General features: G+C 35.0%; 15 protein-coding genes. 12 read left to right on the top strand and 3 right to left on the bottom strand.

Going from position 1 to position 17,545, the window contains the following annotated elements; translation table 11 throughout:
* The first annotated feature begins 53 nt into the window (after positions 1-53).
* From ATE47_RS07650 to chrA, 9 genes are all read left to right on the top strand, one after another.
* Positions 54-1,541: a hypothetical protein gene (locus ATE47_RS07650; RefSeq protein WP_062161405.1), complete on the top strand. Its 1,488-nt coding sequence runs from the start codon at positions 54-56 to the stop codon at positions 1,539-1,541.
* Between the two features lie 140 nt (positions 1,542-1,681).
* The gene (locus ATE47_RS07645; protein ID WP_062161404.1) at positions 1,682-2,206 is read left to right on the top strand and encodes a DUF1697 domain-containing protein; all 525 of its coding nucleotides are present in this window, start codon (positions 1,682-1,684) and stop codon (positions 2,204-2,206) included.
* A 111-nt stretch (positions 2,207-2,317) separates the two neighbouring features.
* Entirely contained in the window at positions 2,318-3,127 is an 810-nt protein-coding gene (gene kdsA / locus ATE47_RS07640; RefSeq protein WP_062161403.1) for a 3-deoxy-8-phosphooctulonate synthase, read from the top strand.
* A gap of 147 nt (positions 3,128-3,274) precedes the next feature.
* Positions 3,275-5,497: a TonB-dependent receptor plug domain-containing protein gene (locus tag ATE47_RS07635; protein WP_062161402.1), complete on the top strand. Its 2,223-nt coding sequence runs from the start codon at positions 3,275-3,277 to the stop codon at positions 5,495-5,497.
* A 200-nt stretch (positions 5,498-5,697) separates the two neighbouring features.
* Positions 5,698-6,075 carry an HYC_CC_PP family protein gene (locus tag ATE47_RS07630; RefSeq protein WP_062161401.1) on the top strand — a complete coding sequence of 126 codons (378 nt, stop codon included), beginning with the start codon at positions 5,698-5,700 and terminating at the stop codon, positions 6,073-6,075.
* 107 nt (positions 6,076-6,182) lie between these two features.
* Complete coding sequence (locus ATE47_RS07625; RefSeq protein WP_062161400.1) at positions 6,183-6,656, top strand: DUF3347 domain-containing protein; 474 nt, start codon at positions 6,183-6,185, stop codon at positions 6,654-6,656.
* Positions 6,657-6,765: 109 nt separating this feature from the next.
* Positions 6,766-9,606 carry a multicopper oxidase domain-containing protein gene (locus ATE47_RS07620; protein WP_185097141.1) on the top strand — a complete coding sequence of 947 codons (2,841 nt, stop codon included), beginning with the start codon at positions 6,766-6,768 and terminating at the stop codon, positions 9,604-9,606.
* An 80-nt stretch (positions 9,607-9,686) separates the two neighbouring features.
* On the top strand, positions 9,687-10,118 hold the full coding sequence (locus ATE47_RS07615; protein WP_062161399.1) for a DoxX family protein: 432 nt from the start codon (positions 9,687-9,689) through the stop codon (positions 10,116-10,118).
* Entirely contained in the window at positions 10,105-11,232 is a 1,128-nt protein-coding gene (gene chrA / locus ATE47_RS07610) for a chromate efflux transporter (RefSeq protein WP_062161398.1), read from the top strand. The genes ATE47_RS07615 and chrA overlap by 14 nt, the downstream gene beginning before the upstream one ends.
* A gap of 5 nt (positions 11,233-11,237) precedes the next feature.
* Here the strand turns inward: chrA and ATE47_RS07605 are convergent, their stop codons facing one another.
* The 3 genes from ATE47_RS07605 to ATE47_RS07585 form a co-directional block, all read right to left on the bottom strand.
* Positions 11,238-11,825, bottom strand: coding sequence for a hypothetical protein (locus ATE47_RS07605; protein ID WP_062161397.1), 588 nt, complete (start codon positions 11,823-11,825; stop codon positions 11,238-11,240).
* 112 nt (positions 11,826-11,937) lie between these two features.
* Positions 11,938-12,804 carry a sigma-70 family RNA polymerase sigma factor gene (locus ATE47_RS07600; RefSeq protein WP_002979276.1) on the bottom strand — a complete coding sequence of 289 codons (867 nt, stop codon included), beginning with the start codon at positions 12,802-12,804 and terminating at the stop codon, positions 11,938-11,940.
* Positions 12,805-13,381: 577 nt separating this feature from the next.
* Positions 13,382-14,173: a S1/P1 nuclease gene (locus tag ATE47_RS07585; protein WP_062161394.1), complete on the bottom strand. Its 792-nt coding sequence runs from the start codon at positions 14,171-14,173 to the stop codon at positions 13,382-13,384.
* A gap of 257 nt (positions 14,174-14,430) precedes the next feature.
* Between ATE47_RS07585 and ATE47_RS07580 the strand changes: the two genes are divergently transcribed.
* The 3 genes from ATE47_RS07580 to ATE47_RS07570 are packed head-to-tail and all read left to right on the top strand — an operon-like array spanning position 14,431 to position 17,539.
* On the top strand, positions 14,431-15,414 hold the full coding sequence (locus ATE47_RS07580; protein WP_228376338.1) for a type VI secretion system baseplate subunit TssG: 984 nt from the start codon (positions 14,431-14,433) through the stop codon (positions 15,412-15,414).
* A 56-nt stretch (positions 15,415-15,470) separates the two neighbouring features.
* Positions 15,471-16,385: a TssN family type VI secretion system protein gene (locus ATE47_RS07575; protein ID WP_062161392.1), complete on the top strand. Its 915-nt coding sequence runs from the start codon at positions 15,471-15,473 to the stop codon at positions 16,383-16,385.
* Positions 16,386-16,399: 14 nt separating this feature from the next.
* Complete coding sequence (locus tag ATE47_RS07570) at positions 16,400-17,539, top strand: hypothetical protein (protein WP_062161391.1); 1,140 nt, start codon at positions 16,400-16,402, stop codon at positions 17,537-17,539.
* Positions 17,540-17,545: the final 6 nt, after the last annotated feature.

Genomic DNA, 17,545 nt, shown 5'->3' with positions numbered 1-17,545 from the left:
ATTATTGTGCTTCAGAAATTTTAAGATTATATTTGCCAAACTAATGAAGCACAATGACAGAGACGGAAAATAAAAAAATCCCGATATATGCTGTAGCATTTACAGTTGTTTTTAAACTTATTTTTTTACTGACACATTACATTCAGGAAGATGCCTTTATCACCTGGAGAGTGGCACAGAACCTCTTGGATTACGGAGTGATCGGGTTCAATGGAGCTACGAAAATATCTGCATCAACAACGCATTTGTATGTTTTTGTTTCTTATTTTTTTAATTTAATTTTTGGGAAAGAATACTTTATTGAGCCGATTCTTATTTTCAATTCCATCCTTTTTACGATAGGAAGTTTATTTCTTTCTCATTTGGTGTTGAAAAATGTCTGGCATAAAGCAATTTTTATATTTTTAATCGGAATTTTACCACCTGCCATAAAAATTTCTATTCTTGGGATGGAATACGGAATTCTTTTCTTTTTAGAAATGGCTTTGCTGTATTATGGCTTTAATAAAGGGAAAAAATGGGCTCTGATTATTTTACCCATCTTAATTTTATTCACGAGAATTGACACCGTAATTTTCTTGGGAATTGTCTTTTTAGTTGATCTGTTTTGGACTAAAAAAATCAGGTGGAGTTACATTTTGGGTGGAGCTTTAAGTGTTTTAGCGGCACTGGCTTTCAACTGGTTTTATTTTGGCGAAATTGTCAATAATACGATTGTTGCTAAGAAATTGGCTTATGATAAACATTTTACATTTGCCCAGAATTTAGAATATTTTAGATTAAATTTTGGAAACTTTTGGGGAATGCTGAAGCTTCCGGGAGATTTCAACCCGTTGACGATCTTACTTTTGATTTTTGAATTACTTTGCTTTATTTATTTAATCAGACAGAGAGAAAAAAGGAATTATTTTCTTTGGATGATTTTTATTTTCGGATGGGTAAAACAATTGATTTTCCTTTCACAGAAAAGCCTTTTCGATTGGTATTACTGGGTTCCGCAGATTTTACTTTTTGTCCCTATCCTGATTTTTGTATTAGAGCAAAAGATTAAAAGAAACTTATGGTTATCATTATTAATCATCGTTTATATACTTCCGATGCTGGCTTTCCAGACCATTCATTCCATCGCGACAGGAAACGGGGAGTGGAATTACAGAAGAACCATCGGATTGTTTTTAAATCAATATGAAAAAGATAAAAACCAATGGATTTTATTGGAACCAGCCGGTTATATCCCATATTTTTCTGGTTTAAAAACGATTGATGAAGTTGGATTGGTTGATAAGCAAGTCCAGGAAGAAATTATAAAAGACAAACCTAATTTCTGGATTAATACCGTAAAGAAAAGAAAACCGAAATACCTTCTTTCCTACGATGATTTATACCAAAGAAAAGATGCGGAATATTTTAAAGTTCATTATAAATTAATAAAAGAATTCCGGGTAAAAGACCACCTGAAAAGCAACAATAAATTGCTTGAAAAAATCTACATTTTAAAACCTTCCGGAACAGATTATAATTTGTATGAGAGAGTTGAGTAGGATGGAAGATGCAAGCGGGATGATGGAAGTTTACAGCTTTACATTTAATTTTTTTTAATTAAAATAAACTCACTCTCCAACACTAACACTCTCAAACACTCAAAACCCTCAAAATCTAATACCCTCAAAACTAACCAACTATGAAATACTGTGCATTTCTTCGCGGCGTCAATGTAAAAGGAACCAATATGAAAATGGCGGATGTCTGTCAGGTTTTTAAAGATGCCGGAATGGCGGATGTGATTTCAATTCTTGCTTCGGGAAATGTTGTTTTTTCTTCGGGAAAAAAAGTTGAGGAATTAAAGAAAATCCTTGAAAAAGCAATGTCAGAACATTTTTCTTATGAAGCATTTTTATTTGTAAAATCTCAGGAAGAAGTGGAAAATGTCTGGAATGGAAATCCTTTCGAAAAAAATGAAAATCTTCACTCTTATGCTTTCATAGGAAATGATGGTGTGGAAAATATTTTAATGCAGGAATTTGAAAAAGCTTCAAAAACAGGAAGTGAAGATGCTAAAATTGTGAATAATATTTTCTATTGGCAGGTTCCGAAAGGAAATACTTTAGACTCCACTTTCGGGAAAATTTTAGGCAAGAAAAGCTTGAAAGATCAATTTACAAGCAGGAATATTAATACGTTTGAGAAGATTTTAAATAAATTTTGATTTAAATCTATTATAAAGAAAAACTATTATGATCATAATCCGTTAAGTCCACAAATAATTTCCCATTCCAAAACTTATCAGTATTTTTACTCAACTTTTTAATTAAATAAAATGATTCAGTATTTAGATAATATTCATCACAAAGATTCAAAAAACTTTTTCCTGATTGCCGGGCCCTGTATCATTGAAGGAGAAGATATGGCATTGAAAATCGCTGAAAAAGTAGTAGAATTGACTAATAAATATAATATTCCATACATTTTTAAAGGAAGTTTTAAAAAAGCCAACAGAAGCAGAGTAGATTCTTTTACAACCATTGGTGAGGAGAAATCTTTAGAAATCCTTAAAAAAGTTGGGGAAACTTTCAACATCCCGACAACAACTGATATTCATGAGAACGAGCATGCTGCTTTGGCTGCTCAATACGTTGATGTTCTGCAGATTCCGGCATTTTTGGTTCGCCAGACTGACCTTTTGGTGGCAGCTGCGAAAACGGGAAAATGTGTAAGCTTAAAAAAGGGACAATTCCTTTCACCGGAATCCATGAAATTTGCCGTTCAGAAGATCACAGATTCTGATAATCAAAAAGTTGCAATCATTGAAAGAGGAAATTCTTTCGGATATACAGATTTAATTGTTGATTACAGAGGAATTCCTACAATGCGACAATATGCGCCTGTGATTCTGGATGTTACGCATTCTTTACAACAACCTAACCAAAGTTCGGGTGTTACGGGAGGAAGACCGGATTTAATAGAAACGATTGCAAAAGCAGGAATCGCGGTAGGTGCAGACGGAATTTTCATCGAAACTCACCCGACTCCGGAAACGGCTTTATCGGATGGAGCCAATATGTTGAGATTAGATTTGCTTGAAGATCTTTTACAAAAATTAACCAGAGTCCGAGAAGCTATTTTATAGTAATCAGACAATATTTATACAAGAATCAGAATGTTTAAATGCGATATGTATGTCATTTTAAGCATTCTGATTTTTAAATGTTAATAAAGTATAAATAAGTTAAAATAAAATTTATATATTCACGTTTGAAATTTTAAAACATTTCTTTTGAAAAAACTAGTTTTACCGCTAAGCCTTATCGTTCCCGCATTAGTATTCTCCCAGGCAAAGAAGAAGGATACCGCTACTAAAGTCAACAGTATAGAGGAAGTTGTTTTCCAGAAAAAAGGAACAGGAAGAACGAATGACCTTACGACTGTAAAAATATCGGCGAAAGATGCTCAGAACGTGGCGAGTATTTCCGGAGGTATTGAAGGGATTATCAAGACTTTACCTTCTGTAAACTCAAATACGGAACTTTCTTCACAATATATGGTTCGTGGTGGAAACTATGACGAAAACCTTATCTATATTAATGACATTGAAATTTACAGGCCTTTTCTGATTAGAAATTCTCAGCAGGAGGGTTTAAGTATCATTAATCCTGATATGGTTTCTACGGTTAATTTCTCTGCAGGAGGTTTTGAGCCGAGATATGGCGACAAAATGTCTTCTGCTTTAAATATCTATTATCGTGAGCCTCAAAAATTTGAACTTTCGGGAGAGGGGAGTTTGATTGGCGGAAGGTTAACTGCCGGATTTGCCGGTGGAAAAGATAAAGATGACAACAGGAAGTTTACGGCTTTATTTTCAGGAAGATACAGGAATACAAACCTTGTTCTTAATACCTTAAAAGAAGATACGGATTTCAATCCTAAATACATGGATTTCCAGACGTATCTTAATTATCATTTCAGCCCAAAATTCACGCTTTCATTCATAGGATACTATTCCAAGAATGATTACGAGATGATTCCCAAAGAAAGGGAAGTGGATTTTGGAAGTCTTCAGCAACCGCTTAAGTTGAGCGTAGCGTACGGCGGCCGTGAAGATGATAAGTATAAAAACATGATGGGGACAGTTTCTATGAACTTTAAACCATCAGACAAATGGAGATTCACTTTGGATGCTTTTGCTTATCAGAACCGTGAAAGGGAATATTATTCCATCGCTTCCAGTTATAAATTAAGTACTTTTGATCCGCTTACCGGAGAACCTGTTACCTCTTATGATGCGGGTGGACAGATTGAGCATGCAAGAAATGACTTGTTTGTAAAAACATACGGAGCACAGTTCAGAACACGTTTTTCACCCAATGTGAATACGGATATTGAAGTTGGGTTCAAATATGAAAAAGAAAATCTGAAGGATCTTACCAATGAGTGGAAACTATTAGATTCTGCGGGATATAGCCTTCCGCACGACGCACTTATTAATGATCCTAGAAATCCGGGAGATCTGGAATTATTGTATCATATTTCAGGTAAAAATCACATTGAGCCTACAAGAATGTCGGCGTATGCCCAATATTCCCAGAAGTTTTTCTGGGGAAGCAATAAGGTATTTGTGAATGCCGGAGCAAGGGTAGCACACTGGAGCTTCAACAACGAAACTATTTTCTCGCCAAGAGCGCAGTTTGCCATCAAACCGGATTGGGACACAGATATGTTGTTTAGAATTTCAGGAGGTATCTATTATCAGGCTCCTTTTTATAAGGAAATTAAAGATTTGGATGGAAACTTTAACAGCAATATAAAATCTCAGAGATCAATTCAGGCTATTTTGGCTAATGATTATGAATTTTATTTTGATGACAGACCTTTCAAATTAACGACCGAGCTTTACTATAAAAAAATGGATAACCTGATTCCTTATTATATGGATAATGTAAGAATCCGTTATACAGGAAAAAATAATGCTTCCGGTTATGCATACGGAATTGATACAAGATTATTCGGGGAATTTGTTCCAGGTGTAGATTCTTGGTTGTCTGCAAGTTATGCAAGGGTTTATGAAAATATTGATGGGAAAGGAGATATTCCAAGACCTACGGATCAAAGGTTTAGGTTTGCGATGTTCTATCAGGATTATATGCCAAAATTCCCACAAATGCGCGTGAATCTTACATTGGTTTATGCGATGGGATTGCCGACGGGAGCACCGGTTCTTACGGATCCATATCAATATCAGAAAACGTTACCTTCCTATAAAAGAGTAGATTTAGGACTTTCTTATGCATTTATAGATCCTAAAGAAAAGAAAACCGGATATGGATTTTGGGGTAAGTTTGAAGAATTAACGTTGGGAGTTCAGGTTTTTAACGCTTTCAACATTAGAAATACCGTTGCGAATCAATGGATTGCGGATGCCAATACAAATTTGATGTATCCGGTTCCGGTACGTTTAACAGGGCGTTTCTTTAATGTTAAATTAGAATTTAAGATTAAATAGGATCAATTTATAGGTTGCAGGTAGATTAGATAATAGTTTAAAATATTCAGATTATCTGTGAAGATTTGTAGGAAACAAAAGATTTAAAGAATATAATAAAACTCCTGAAAGTCTCGGGAGTTTTTTATTTTCCCAAATTTTATAACAACAATACATAATTTTATAACATACATACCACATATATTTTTAACTTTGCTTCAATGAAAAAGATTCTCGCCATACTGTTCTCTGTTTTCTACTTCGGGTTTTCCTCCGGAGCGGTTTTTAGCGTTCATTATTGTATGGAAGAATTGGCTTCTATCAGTCAGAAGGTTGATGATAACTGCAGTAAATGTGGCGTTAAAACAAAAAAAGACTGTTGCAAAACAGAGATCAAGGTTGTAAAAGTAGATGATTCTCAAAAGTCTGATTTACTTAAAATTGATTTCTTAAAACAGATGCCGGAATTTCAACATCAGGAATTTTTCTTTGTTGACAAATCTTTTTCGGCTACAAAATTTACTCAGATTCAGATCAATGCGCCGCCCAATGTCCGGCCGGTTCCTATTTTTATAGATCATTGTAATTTTAGAATTTAAAATCCGTTTGTCGTTGATATTCTTATCATTACGAACGACACAGCCTTTCGCAATATGCGATATCTTACTTAATTCTTTAAAAATTTTTAATTCTAAAATGTAAAACAATGAAAAAGTATATTTTCACAGCAGTATTATTTTTATTCGCAATCATTTCATTATCAGCACAATCTAAAAAAGATGCTCAGGTTTCAAAGCTCTATCAGAATTATATCGCTATAAAATCGGCTTTGGCTTCTAATGATGCAGATAAAACGTCAAAAGCAGCAACAGAATTCATCAAAACAGCTTCTGCGATTGATTATAAAATGGTTTCGGAGGGTAATTTAAATATTCTCAGAAAAGATGCAACGGTAATTTCAGAAGCAAGAACAATCAGTGCTCAAAGAGAGACTTTCTACAATCTTTCAGACAGCATGATTGCGCTTACAAAAGAATTCAAGCTTTCAGAAAAGCCAATCTACGTTCAATATTGTCCAATGGCCGACGGAAGCTGGCTAAGCGATGAAAAGAAAATCATAAATCCTTACTACGGAAGCTCAATGCTTTCTTGCGGGAATGTAAAAGCAGAGATAAATTAATTTATCTATTCAGTTTAAATATAATAAGTTATATAGCTTAATTAGAATTAGCTTTAATTATTGATAATTAAAAATATTAAGCTATACAACTTTAAAATTTCAGAATATTATGAAAAAAATAATATTATTTCTGATGCTTTTGTTCTCTGTTTTTATTTTTTCACAAACAACAAAAACAGTTTATACGTGTCCGATGGATCCTGAAGTTATCTCCTCAAAACCCGGCGACTGCCCGAAATGCGGAATGACTTTAAGAAAAAAAATAATCGTAATAAAGCCAAAAGTTGTTGCAAAACCCGAAGTAAAAACGGTTAAACCGAAAACAGAGATCAAATCAACAGGAATTAAAAATAAGGCTGAGAGTAAGATTAAGGCTAAGGTTGAGAAAAAAATTGATGTTAAAAAGGTAAAGAAGGCTAAGGAGGATGATAGATCTAAACTTAATTTAAATTCTAAAAATAAAATTCAAGATAAAACTTTAACGCCATCAAAGTCTCAGCCTAAACCTCAATCTCAACCTCAAAAATATACTTGCCCGATGCATCCGGAAGTCATTTCCGACAAGCCCGGAAAATGTCCGAAATGTGGAATGGATCTGGTTGAAATTGAAAATCATTCTAATCATCAATCTGAACCTGAGCCCCAAAACTCAGTTCTAAAAAGAAATTCCGGAAACGGGAAAGTTTCTTTCGGTGGAAAAACGGTTCGCTACGATTTGTATGTAAAAGACACGATTGTAAATTTTACAGGAAAAAACCGCCGTGCGATTGCTGTTAACGGAAAATTACAGGCTCCGACTTTATATTTTACAGAAGGCGATACGGCAGAAATTTATCTTCACAATATGCTGAAAGAAAATACAGGTTTTCACTGGCATGGCGTGATTTTACCAAACGAACATGATGGCGTTCCATATCTTACGACAAAACCTGTAAAACCAGGCGAAACGCATTTATATAAATTTAAAATTTCGCAAAACGGAACCTATTGGTACCATTCCCATGAAAGTTTGCAGGAGCAAATCGGGATGAACGGAATTTTGGTTTTTAATAAACGGGAAGGCGAGCCAAAAGTGAATTACACCAAAGAAATTCCTGTGTTATTGGGAGATTGGAGTGACGAAGATCCGATGCAGATTGCAAGAAGGCTTCACATGGCGAATACAGATTGGTATGCCATTAAGAAAAATGCTGTCCAGAGTTATTGGGAAGCCATAAAATCAGGAAATTTCGGAACTAAAGCTTTAAATGAATGGAAAAGGATGGAAGCGATGGACGTGAGTGATGTTTATTATGATAAATTTCTCATTAACGGACAGCCAAGTTCTGATTATTCTAATTTAAAAGCTGGTGATAAAGTGAGATTGAGAGTTGCCAATGGCGGTTCTTCCACGTATTTCTGGCTGAATTTCGGAGGTGGAAAAATTAAAGTTGTCGCTAATGACGGAAACGATGTGGTTCCTGTGGAAGTTGATCGTTTAATTGTCGGAGTTTCGGAAACATACGATATTGAAGTGACAATTCCAGAGAATAAAAGCTTTGAATTCCGTGCTACTTCGGAAGACAGAATTGGATATGCTTCGCTTTGGCTCGGTTCAGGAGAAAAAATTTCAGCTCCGGATTTGCCAAGATTAAAGCTTTTTGAAGGTATGAAAATGATGAATGGAATGATGGAAATGAGCGGAAATATGAAGCCGATGAACATGACGATGGGCAATCAGATGATGGATATGAACGAAGTAATGTATCCCGAACTTCCTGAAAGCCAACGCAAAATGACAATGAAGCACATGAATGAAATGATGGGAGTTAAAACTAAAGATGAAGATCATTCAAATATGGCTTCGGAAGCTTCAGCCACGGGGCATGAAAATCATTCAGGAATGGAAATGAAGGAAGAAAAATCGATTAAAAGATTGTCTTACAACATGTTGAAATCTCCTGAGAAAACGATTCTTCCGAGCGAAAATGTAAGAGAGCTGAAGTTTACGTTAGAAGGAAATATGAATCATTATTTGTGGACTTTAGACAATAAAACGGTTACTGAAACAGATAAAATTTTGGTTAAAAAAGGGGAAATCCTGAGAATCACGATGTATAATAATTCGATGATGCGGCACCCTATGCACCTTCACGGCCATGATTTTAGGCTGATTAATTCAAAAGGAGAATATTCACCGTTGAAAAATGTAGTTGATATTATGCCGATGGAAACCGATACGATTGAATTTGCTGCCAATCAGGATGGTGACTGGTTTTTTCACTGTCATATCCTGTATCATATGATGGCCGGAATGGGAAGGATTTTCAGTTATGAAAATTCTAAACCAAATCCTCAGCTTCCGAATACAAAATTAGCCTGGAAAAACTTTTTGAAAGACAACAGGATGATCAGTTCAATGGCAATGCTGGATATTAACAGTAATAAACTTCATGCGGAAACGATGACGATGTTTGGTCCGAGATGGGCAAATTTGAATGAATTTCATACAAACTGGGATTTTAATCATTTCGACGGAAATTTTAAAGTGGGGAGATTTTTAGGAAAATTTCAGTGGGCTTTGCCGTATGTTGGTTTCAGGGTTCAAAAATCTCACGAAATTATGGAGAATGAAATGCTTCACAACACGGAAATTCAGCATGATCATAAAAAAACATGGTTCGGACAAAAGAGAATTCCAAAAAATAAAAATACTTTCATTATTGGAGCGCAATATCTCTTGCCAATGTTGATTACAGCAGATGCAAGTGTTGACCAAAACGGAAAAGTTCTATTGGAATTGAGTCGGGAAGATATTCCGATTTCGAGAAGATTGAGAGGAAATTTTACAGTAAATTCTGATGGAGAATTCAATACTGGATTACGGTATATTTTACAAAAATGGTTATCCGTTTCAGGAAATTATGATAATGAAATGGGGTGGGGAGCCGGAATTACCCTGACTTATTAGATAAAAGGAACTCAATTTTGGGTTCCTTTTTTTATTTCATATTCAAAATATAATATACTTTTGTAAAAATTGAATTAATCATGATAAACAGCATCATTCAGACAAAACCGTTTCCGTTATTCATTTTACGTTTAATAGTCGGATTAATTTTCCTTTCAGAGGGATTACAAAAATTTATTACTCCCGAAAGTGTAGGGGCAGGAAGATTTGCAAAAATAGGTTTTCAAAACCCTGAATTTTGGGCATCATTGGTAGGTTCGGTAGAAATTGTATGCGGAATTTTACTGCTTTTGGGTTTTATTTCAAGATTGGCTGCTATTCCGTTATTAATTATTATGATAGTCGCTTTTGTGACAACAAAAATTCCAACTTTATCGGACAAAGGTTTTTGGGTTTTTGCCCACGAATACAGAACAGATTTTTCGATGACGATGCTTCTGATTTTTTTACTGTATTTTGGAAGTGGTAATTTTTCAATAGATAAAAATTTGATAAGTCGTGAACAGAAATAGTGAGTTGAAGACACTTGCCCGTGTTTTTATTACTTTGGGAGTTACTGCATTTGGTGGTCCGGCCGCACATATTGCCATGATGCAGCAGGAAGTGGTGGCTAAAAGAAAGTGGATGAGCGAAGAGCATTTTCTCGATTTGATGGGAGCTACAAACCTTATTCCGGGACCCAACAGCACTGAAATGGCAATGCACATCGGGCAGGACAGAGCGGGTTGGAGAGGTCTTGTTGTGGCAGGATCGTGCTTTATATTTCCGGCCGTCGTTATTACGTTATTTTTTGCCTGGCTTTACAAAGAGTATGGACAACTCCCGGAGGTTCAGCCATTTATTTACGGGATTAAACCTGCTATTATTTCGATTATTTTAATAGCAATTTTACCGCTCGCAAAAAAATCATTAAAAAATATTCAGCTTGGAGTCATTGGTGTGGTGGTACTGGTATTGGCTTTGATGGGGGTCAATGAAATATTGCTGTTATTTGGTGCCGGAATATTAGCCATGGGATTGTCATTGTTTTCAAACAGAAAAACAATCAATTCGTTTTTACCTCTTGGTATATTACAGGTTTCAGATTTCAATTTATTTTCAACAGCCAATGTCAGTCTGTTTCTGACATTTCTTAAAATCGGGGCCATTTTATATGGAAGCGGTTATGTATTATTTGCCTTTTTGAATGCCGAGCTGGTAGAAAACGGTTTGCTGACGAGGCAACAACTCATAGATGCAATCGCTGTAGGACAGTTTACGCCGGGACCCGTATTTTCTTCGGTGGCTTTTATTGGATATCAGATCAACGGCTGGTCGGGAGCGATAGTTTCTACAATCGGTGTTTTTTTACCGTCATTTATATTTGTAGCGCTTTTAAATCCTATTGTAAAAATGATGCGGGATTCAAGTCTTTTTTCTAAATTTTTAGATGCTGTAAATGTAGCTTCTATAGCTATTATTGTTTCCGTTTGCTATGTGATGGCAAAAGAAAGTATCAGTGACTGGCGGGCAATTCTTATAGGAATACTATGTTTGTTATTGAGTTTCAGCTTCAAAAAACTCAATAGTGTTTGGATTGTTTTATTGGGATCGTCTTTGGGATATGTACTGAATTTGTTTAATTAATGAATTTATTTTAATTTTTTCAATTCTTCCAACAATTGATTTTGCTTTTTGATAAAATTATTAAGACTGTCTGTTTTCAAAGGATGGGCGTTTTGGTATTTCTCAATTTCTGGAAGAGTTCTTTTGATTTTGAACGCAGAATATTGATTGTAAATAAGCTCATTATTACGATTAATTTCTAAAATTAAATCCCTGAATTTTTTCTCTTTTGTATAATTTTTCTCAGCACTTGCTTTGATAAGCTCTAAAGTTTGTTTTTTTAATATAGAATCAGTCATGCTTTTTGCTTCACTTTCAGCATCAGAATAATATTCGGCTGATTTATTTAATATCTCACGATAGATATCCTTAACTTTTCGACTGTCTTCTTGTATTGTATTAATTCTTTCATCTAAGTTTTTGAGATTTTCATCATCTTTAATTTGCTCATGATAAATCGCATCAATCATATTCTGCCCATTACTATATCTTGAATAAGATTTTGATTCAGCATTTTCAACAGCATTTTCTACAATTAGTTCATTCTCAGGTTTATTTTCTGTACACGAAAACAGTAATAAAAATAGAGTAGTGATAAGAAGGATTTTTTTCATGATTTGATGTAAGTTTTAAATCTTTCAATTAGTTGAAATACTCAAAGAATTGTTACAAAAAAAACGGAGCCTGAAAAATCAAGCTCCGCCTATACATTGTTTCGTTAAAATTTTATTTACCCAAATAAGATTTTAGAATCTTACTTCTGGTATTGTGTTTCAATCTCTTAATCGCTTTTTCTTTAATTTGACGAACTCTCTCTCTTGTAAGATCAAAAGTTTCACCAATTTCTTCTAAAGTCATTGGATGTTTTCCGTTCAAACCGAAGTATAATCTTACCAAATCAGCCTCTCTTGGCGTCAAAGTATTCAATGCTCTTTCGATCTCGATTTGCAGAGATTCAAGCATCAGATCCTTATCAGGACTTGGAGATTCTCCTGAACGCAATACGTCATAAAGATTAGAATCTTCACCTTCTACCAAAGGCGCATCCATAGACAAATGTCTTCCGGAGTTTTTCATAGATTCTTTAATATCTTCCTCGCTCATGTCAAGAACTTCAGCCAATTCTTCCGGGGAAGGTGGTCTTTCATTTTCCTGCTCAAGGTGGGCGTAAGCTTTATTAATTTTGTTGATGGAACCGATTTTATTCAACGGCAACCTTACAATTCTCGACTGCTCAGCCAAAGCCTGTAAAATTGATTGACGAATCCACCAAACCGCGTAAGAGATAAATTTGAAACCTCTAGTTTCATCATACCTTTTTGCCGCTTTCATCAGTCCTAAGTTACCTTCGTTAATCAAATCGGGTAAAGAAAGACCTTGATTTTGGTACTGTTTAGATACTGAAACCACGAAACGAAGGTTGGCTTTTATTAATTTCTCCAGTGCTGCTCTGTCGCCTGCACGAATTCTTTGTGCCAATTCTACCTCTTCGTCCGCAGTGATTAGTTCTACTTTACCAATTTCCTGCAAATACTTGTCTAATGAAGCAGTTTCCCTGTTGGTTACCTGCTTAGTGATTTTTAATTGTCTCATCTATTTTATCCTCAAAAAAGAGTTACTATACATTATACGTTTGAAAAGGTAAAAAGGTTACACATGTTTCAATTATTTTTCATTTAATTAAAATAAGTTTGAAAATTTAGTTGTAAATTATAGCTCTCATATCACAAAATGGCGATTTTACTATTTTGAGAAATTTTTCAAATACCTTTTTATATTTCGTTTGGAGCTTTATCCCGCTTTCCGCACTCGCTATTTTTTGAGGTTTCGGCGGCGGCTTTGCCGCCGCCGAAACCTCAAAAATGAGCTCAAACAAATGCTGCAATCGGGGCTAGGGCAGTAGTCACTCATTTAAATATTAGGAAATATCCTCAATCTTTGTCTTCCTGAAAGGAGCTAAGCATAGTATTAGATATCCTGCAAAGATTCGAGCTTAGCTCCTTTCAGGAAGACAAACATTGAGGGAAACAACTGTAAAAAGCATACAAAAATATTAGTGTAATAATTAGTGTTATCAGTGGTTAAAAACAAAAAAGCGAAACCAAAGTTCCGCTTATAAATTTTAAATTGATAATCAACTAAAAACCAGCAACAATCAACCAATAACGATTTAAAAAAGATCATTCAACAATTTCGCCAGTCTCAAGCCTCCGTAAAGAAGTTGTCTTTCCATCGTTTCATTGAATTTATACTGATAATCATAAGATAACTTAGAATCATTAGGCGTTTGTGCATAAATCGTATTGGCAATTTTATGAGAATCATACAGCCAATCTTCCAGTGTTCCGGTTTGTATCTTTACCACTTCATCTTTCGACTTAATATCCAGCAATTTTGCATATTCTGTATAGCTGTATTTTTGAGAATCTACTAATTTTCCGTCCCAAACTGAGTGTAAATTTGTTTCATCACCAAAATAAGTCACGTTAATTTTATTTCCCCCTAAATCTTCAGCCCTTCCAACATGCAATGGCTGCGAAAGATCTCCCATCATATGAATTAAGAAAATTAATGCGATTTTTCTATCTTTTTCAGAAGTTTTTTCATCTTTGATCTGGCTCGACAATACTTTGATCTGAGTATAAAGATTTGCACCCGCCTGAGCCTTCAGATTTTGTTCGAATGCCTTGAAATCCGTCTGTGGATCGATGTTTACATAATGCCATGCCGAAGCCTGTTTCCAAGCACCTGTAGTATCAGATTTAATGAAATCCGGCCAGTTTGCCCAATACGCAAGACGCTCTTTTCCCATGATCTTTTTGATCTCTCTTCTTGCCTTTCCGGAAAGGTGGTTTTCTGCAATTTCTGCGATAATTCTGTGTCCCGTCAACCCCCATGCATAAGAATAAATCGAAGACGTAATGAATGCTAAAATCAGGATTTTAGAATAAATACTTTTCATTGTAAATAACATTTTCAGGCTGCAAAGATAATGTTAATTTGAGGTTTAGATTAAGATTAAGCCAATGATTTAAAAAATTAACTAAATCTTAAAACTAACATTAAATTCTACATTAAGCCAATCTCAATCTTAGCCTTAACCTTAATCTCAACCTCAAAATTCCGTATTTTCACTATTTCTATGTATAATATTCTTTTTAATATCAATAAATTAGTATTTTTAAAATAAAATTAATTGTAAAATACTTTTTCAATAATTTGAGATATACTATTTTTACAAGCCAAATCACAGGAAACATCATGCATGAGAATAATATTGTAGATATGAATTACAATAAGCTGCAAACAGATTTCAAGGCTGAAGCTGTAGCAGTGAACCTCTTGAAATATCACAGAGCGGTAAGCAATATTTTTATAGAAAGAATCGGGATCAATGACAGGGCTTATCTCAAGGATATTAAAAATATTTCAAGCAATTATCTGGGATTTGACGAAGAAGTTTTCACGATAGAAACCTATAGGGAAGGTATTTACGATTATCTGCCGGAAGGTCTCTTTCATCCGCCGTCATTGGGAGCATCGAGAAAAAATGTTGAAAATGTAGTGAAGGAAATCCGTAAGCAGAAAAGGGTAGAAGAAGATGCAAGAAAATTTTTCAAGCCGTTTGAATTAGAAATATTTTTCACCGAAATCAGTGCTTTGCTTAAAGAATTTGATTTTGAAATTTCAAGTGACACAGATTCTTTATTTGAAACGATAACTGAGCTTTGGCCTTTATTGGATATGCTTGATAAACAAAATGCTTACATTTTTATCTATATTTTACCGTTTTTTCATCAGATTAGAGGCGATAAAGCATGGTTTGAAAGATGTATGACCGCTTTTCTGCAGGTTCCTGTAAAAATAACTTTTGCCCCGAATATCATCGATGGAATAGAGGAGGAAGACGATTCAATGCTGTTGGGAAATTCCAGGTTGGGTGTTACTTACATACCAAGCGGAAGACATATGGACGGGCAGCGGAACTGGGTAGTGAACATTGGCCCGATCCCTTATTCGGATATGAAAAAATATATTCATGGAAGCCCTTTCCGAAAAGTGCTTCAGGCAATGTATGATTATTTTTTACCAGTAAGCGTGGATGTGGAGGAAAATTTCATCACAGAAAAACAGGAGTATTCTTTCGCTTTGGAGGATGATGAAAGAAATGCAAACAGGCTCGGCTACTCTACATTCCTGTGAAAATTTTTAACTATATTTACATTCACCAATAAAAATATAAATTTGAAAAAAGACAAATGGAAATTTCTTCAGTAAAAGGTATCTTTTTAAGGTATATTTTAATGCCTTTATTTGCAGTAATCATGATGATAATCTTAGGATTTATCAGAAGAAACAAGCCTGCAATCAAGATCAAAACCATCATCATATATGTGCTGCTTTGCAGTTTGTGCCTTGCGATTCCGGGAATTTTCGGATTTGCGGGTAATCTTTTTAATCCTTACTGGTATCTTATTGCGCAGATCATTTACCTTATTTTGGGTATTATCCACGTAAATCTGTCCGATAAATATTTTAAAAAGCATTTTTCTTCTTTAGCGAAAAGTATTTTGTTTGAATCTGTACTTTCCCTTACCTGTATTGGTTTCGGAGGTTATCTTTTCTATTTGATTTTTAATTGGATGAGTAAAGGAACGGGTTATCCGATCATGTCGGCCACAAGTATGTTGATTTTTCTGGTTCCTTTGGTTTTTCATTATTGTTATATTCAGCTTATCAGTATTCCGGTTGATATTTATAAGACCTGGAGATATTCCCCGGATCAGAGACTTCCGGATTTTGAGGGGGCTGATTTTGATAGATTAATGGTACTGAATGTAGAATTAAGCAAAAATCTGGAAGATGCCAACCGTTTTAGGATTAAAGCCAAAACTTTGCCTACCGGAGTTACTTTCGGAGACTGGTTTTACAGGGTTGTAGATGATTACAACCATAAAAATCCCAACTCGATTATTCATCTTTCGGATCAGGCAAAAGATCCGTATTACTGGATTTTTTACACAAAAAAATCATTTTTCAGCTTTAGAAAATATATTGATTTCGACCAGGATATTACAGAAAACAGCATTGCCGAAAACGATGTGGTCATCTGCAAAAGGGTAATTCAGCATGAGGAAGAAGGAATAAGAAGAGCACAATCACACACAGTTTAAAAAAAATATTGACTATGATACAGCCTATTAAGCATTTTGCAATCAATTGGGTTGACGGGATGAAGGTTTCCCAGAGACATCTTAATGATCAGGATAATTTTTTAATTGATACCATCAGAGATTCCAACTCATTGGCAATCACTACATATAATTATGGACTTTTACCTATTTCCAACGAATTTACAGATAGGACGATTTTTGATGTTCATAACACCGCGACCAACGACGTTCAGCTGGTAATCAAGCATTGCAGCGCCATAACAATGGCAGGGTACAGAATTGAGTTGAATGACAGAAGAGTAAGTGTAAAATCACTGGCAAAATCAATGACTGAGGAGCAGGCAGACGGTGAATATTATATCTTAATTTCTGTTAATCCGTTTGATAAAGTTCCGTTTGGAGATATTGATCCGGAAGAAATTCCGCCGCGTCATCCGAACACACAATCCAATCATCATATTGAATTACTTCCCGTAACTTCTCTGAACAGCAGCTATTCCGGAGGGAATTATCTGATTATAGGAAAAGTGGATTTAAAAGGAAATATTGCGCAAGTAGATTCTAATTTTATCCCGCCGTGCACATCAATTCAGAGCCATCCGGCGTTGTTGGATTATTATAATACTTTCGCAAAATCCATCGGGAATTTACAGCAATATGCTTTTAAAATCATTCAGAAAGCTTCGCATAAAAACCAGAATACGGCTTTAGCTCAAAACGTTAAGTTTCTGTGTAACACAATGATCAATACATTTGGAGATATGTATTTCCAGTTCAGGAATATTACACCGTATCAGTCGCCTGTGTTTCTAATCGAATCATTTGCGAAACTTGCGTTGCGTTTGTACAATGCCACTCAGGTTTTGGTTCCTGCAGAACTGGAAGAAATGTTGAATTACAGTTTGGAATGGAGCGAAATCGCACCTCACACCTTGCTAAATCAGCTATCTATCGTTGCAGAAACAAATTACGATCACCACAATTGTGGAGAACCGCTTTTGTATATCCAACAGATGTTAAGAAGCCTTGAAACTATTTTCTCTAAATTGAGCGAACTGGATTACATCGGCCAGAGAAAAGAAAATATCATTGTTAATGAACAGGAAGTTTCAAACAACAACAATCCGAAAAGAGGTTGGAGTGTTTTAGATTAAATTTAA

The sequence above is a fragment of the Chryseobacterium sp. IHB B 17019 genome (assembly GCF_001456155.1).
Lineage (GTDB): Bacteria > Bacteroidota > Bacteroidia > Flavobacteriales > Weeksellaceae > Chryseobacterium.
The sequence above is the reverse complement of the archived record's forward strand: the minus strand, read 5'-3'. Positions and strand labels throughout refer to the sequence as shown.

Coding starts and splice junctions, on each gene's coding strand:
- ATE47_RS07650 (WP_062161405.1), top strand. CDS start 54: ATGACAGAGACGGAAAATAAAAAAATCCCGATATATGCTGTAGCATTT.
- ATE47_RS07645 (WP_062161404.1), top strand. CDS start 1,682: ATGAAATACTGTGCATTTCTTCGCGGCGTCAATGTAAAAGGAACCAAT.
- kdsA (WP_062161403.1), top strand. CDS start 2,318: ATGATTCAGTATTTAGATAATATTCATCACAAAGATTCAAAAAACTTT.
- ATE47_RS07630 (WP_062161401.1), top strand. CDS start 5,698: ATGAAAAAGATTCTCGCCATACTGTTCTCTGTTTTCTACTTCGGGTTT.
- ATE47_RS07625 (WP_062161400.1), top strand. CDS start 6,183: ATGAAAAAGTATATTTTCACAGCAGTATTATTTTTATTCGCAATCATT.
- ATE47_RS07620 (WP_185097141.1), top strand. CDS start 6,766: ATGAAAAAAATAATATTATTTCTGATGCTTTTGTTCTCTGTTTTTATT.
- ATE47_RS07615 (WP_062161399.1), top strand. CDS start 9,687: ATGATAAACAGCATCATTCAGACAAAACCGTTTCCGTTATTCATTTTA.
- ATE47_RS07605 (WP_062161397.1), bottom strand. CDS start 11,825: ATGAAAAAAATCCTTCTTATCACTACTCTATTTTTATTACTGTTTTCG.
- ATE47_RS07600 (WP_002979276.1), bottom strand. CDS start 12,804: ATGAGACAATTAAAAATCACTAAGCAGGTAACCAACAGGGAAACTGCT.
- ATE47_RS07585 (WP_062161394.1), bottom strand. CDS start 14,173: ATGAAAAGTATTTATTCTAAAATCCTGATTTTAGCATTCATTACGTCT.
- ATE47_RS07575 (WP_062161392.1), top strand. CDS start 15,471: ATGGAAATTTCTTCAGTAAAAGGTATCTTTTTAAGGTATATTTTAATG.
- ATE47_RS07570 (WP_062161391.1), top strand. CDS start 16,400: ATGATACAGCCTATTAAGCATTTTGCAATCAATTGGGTTGACGGGATG.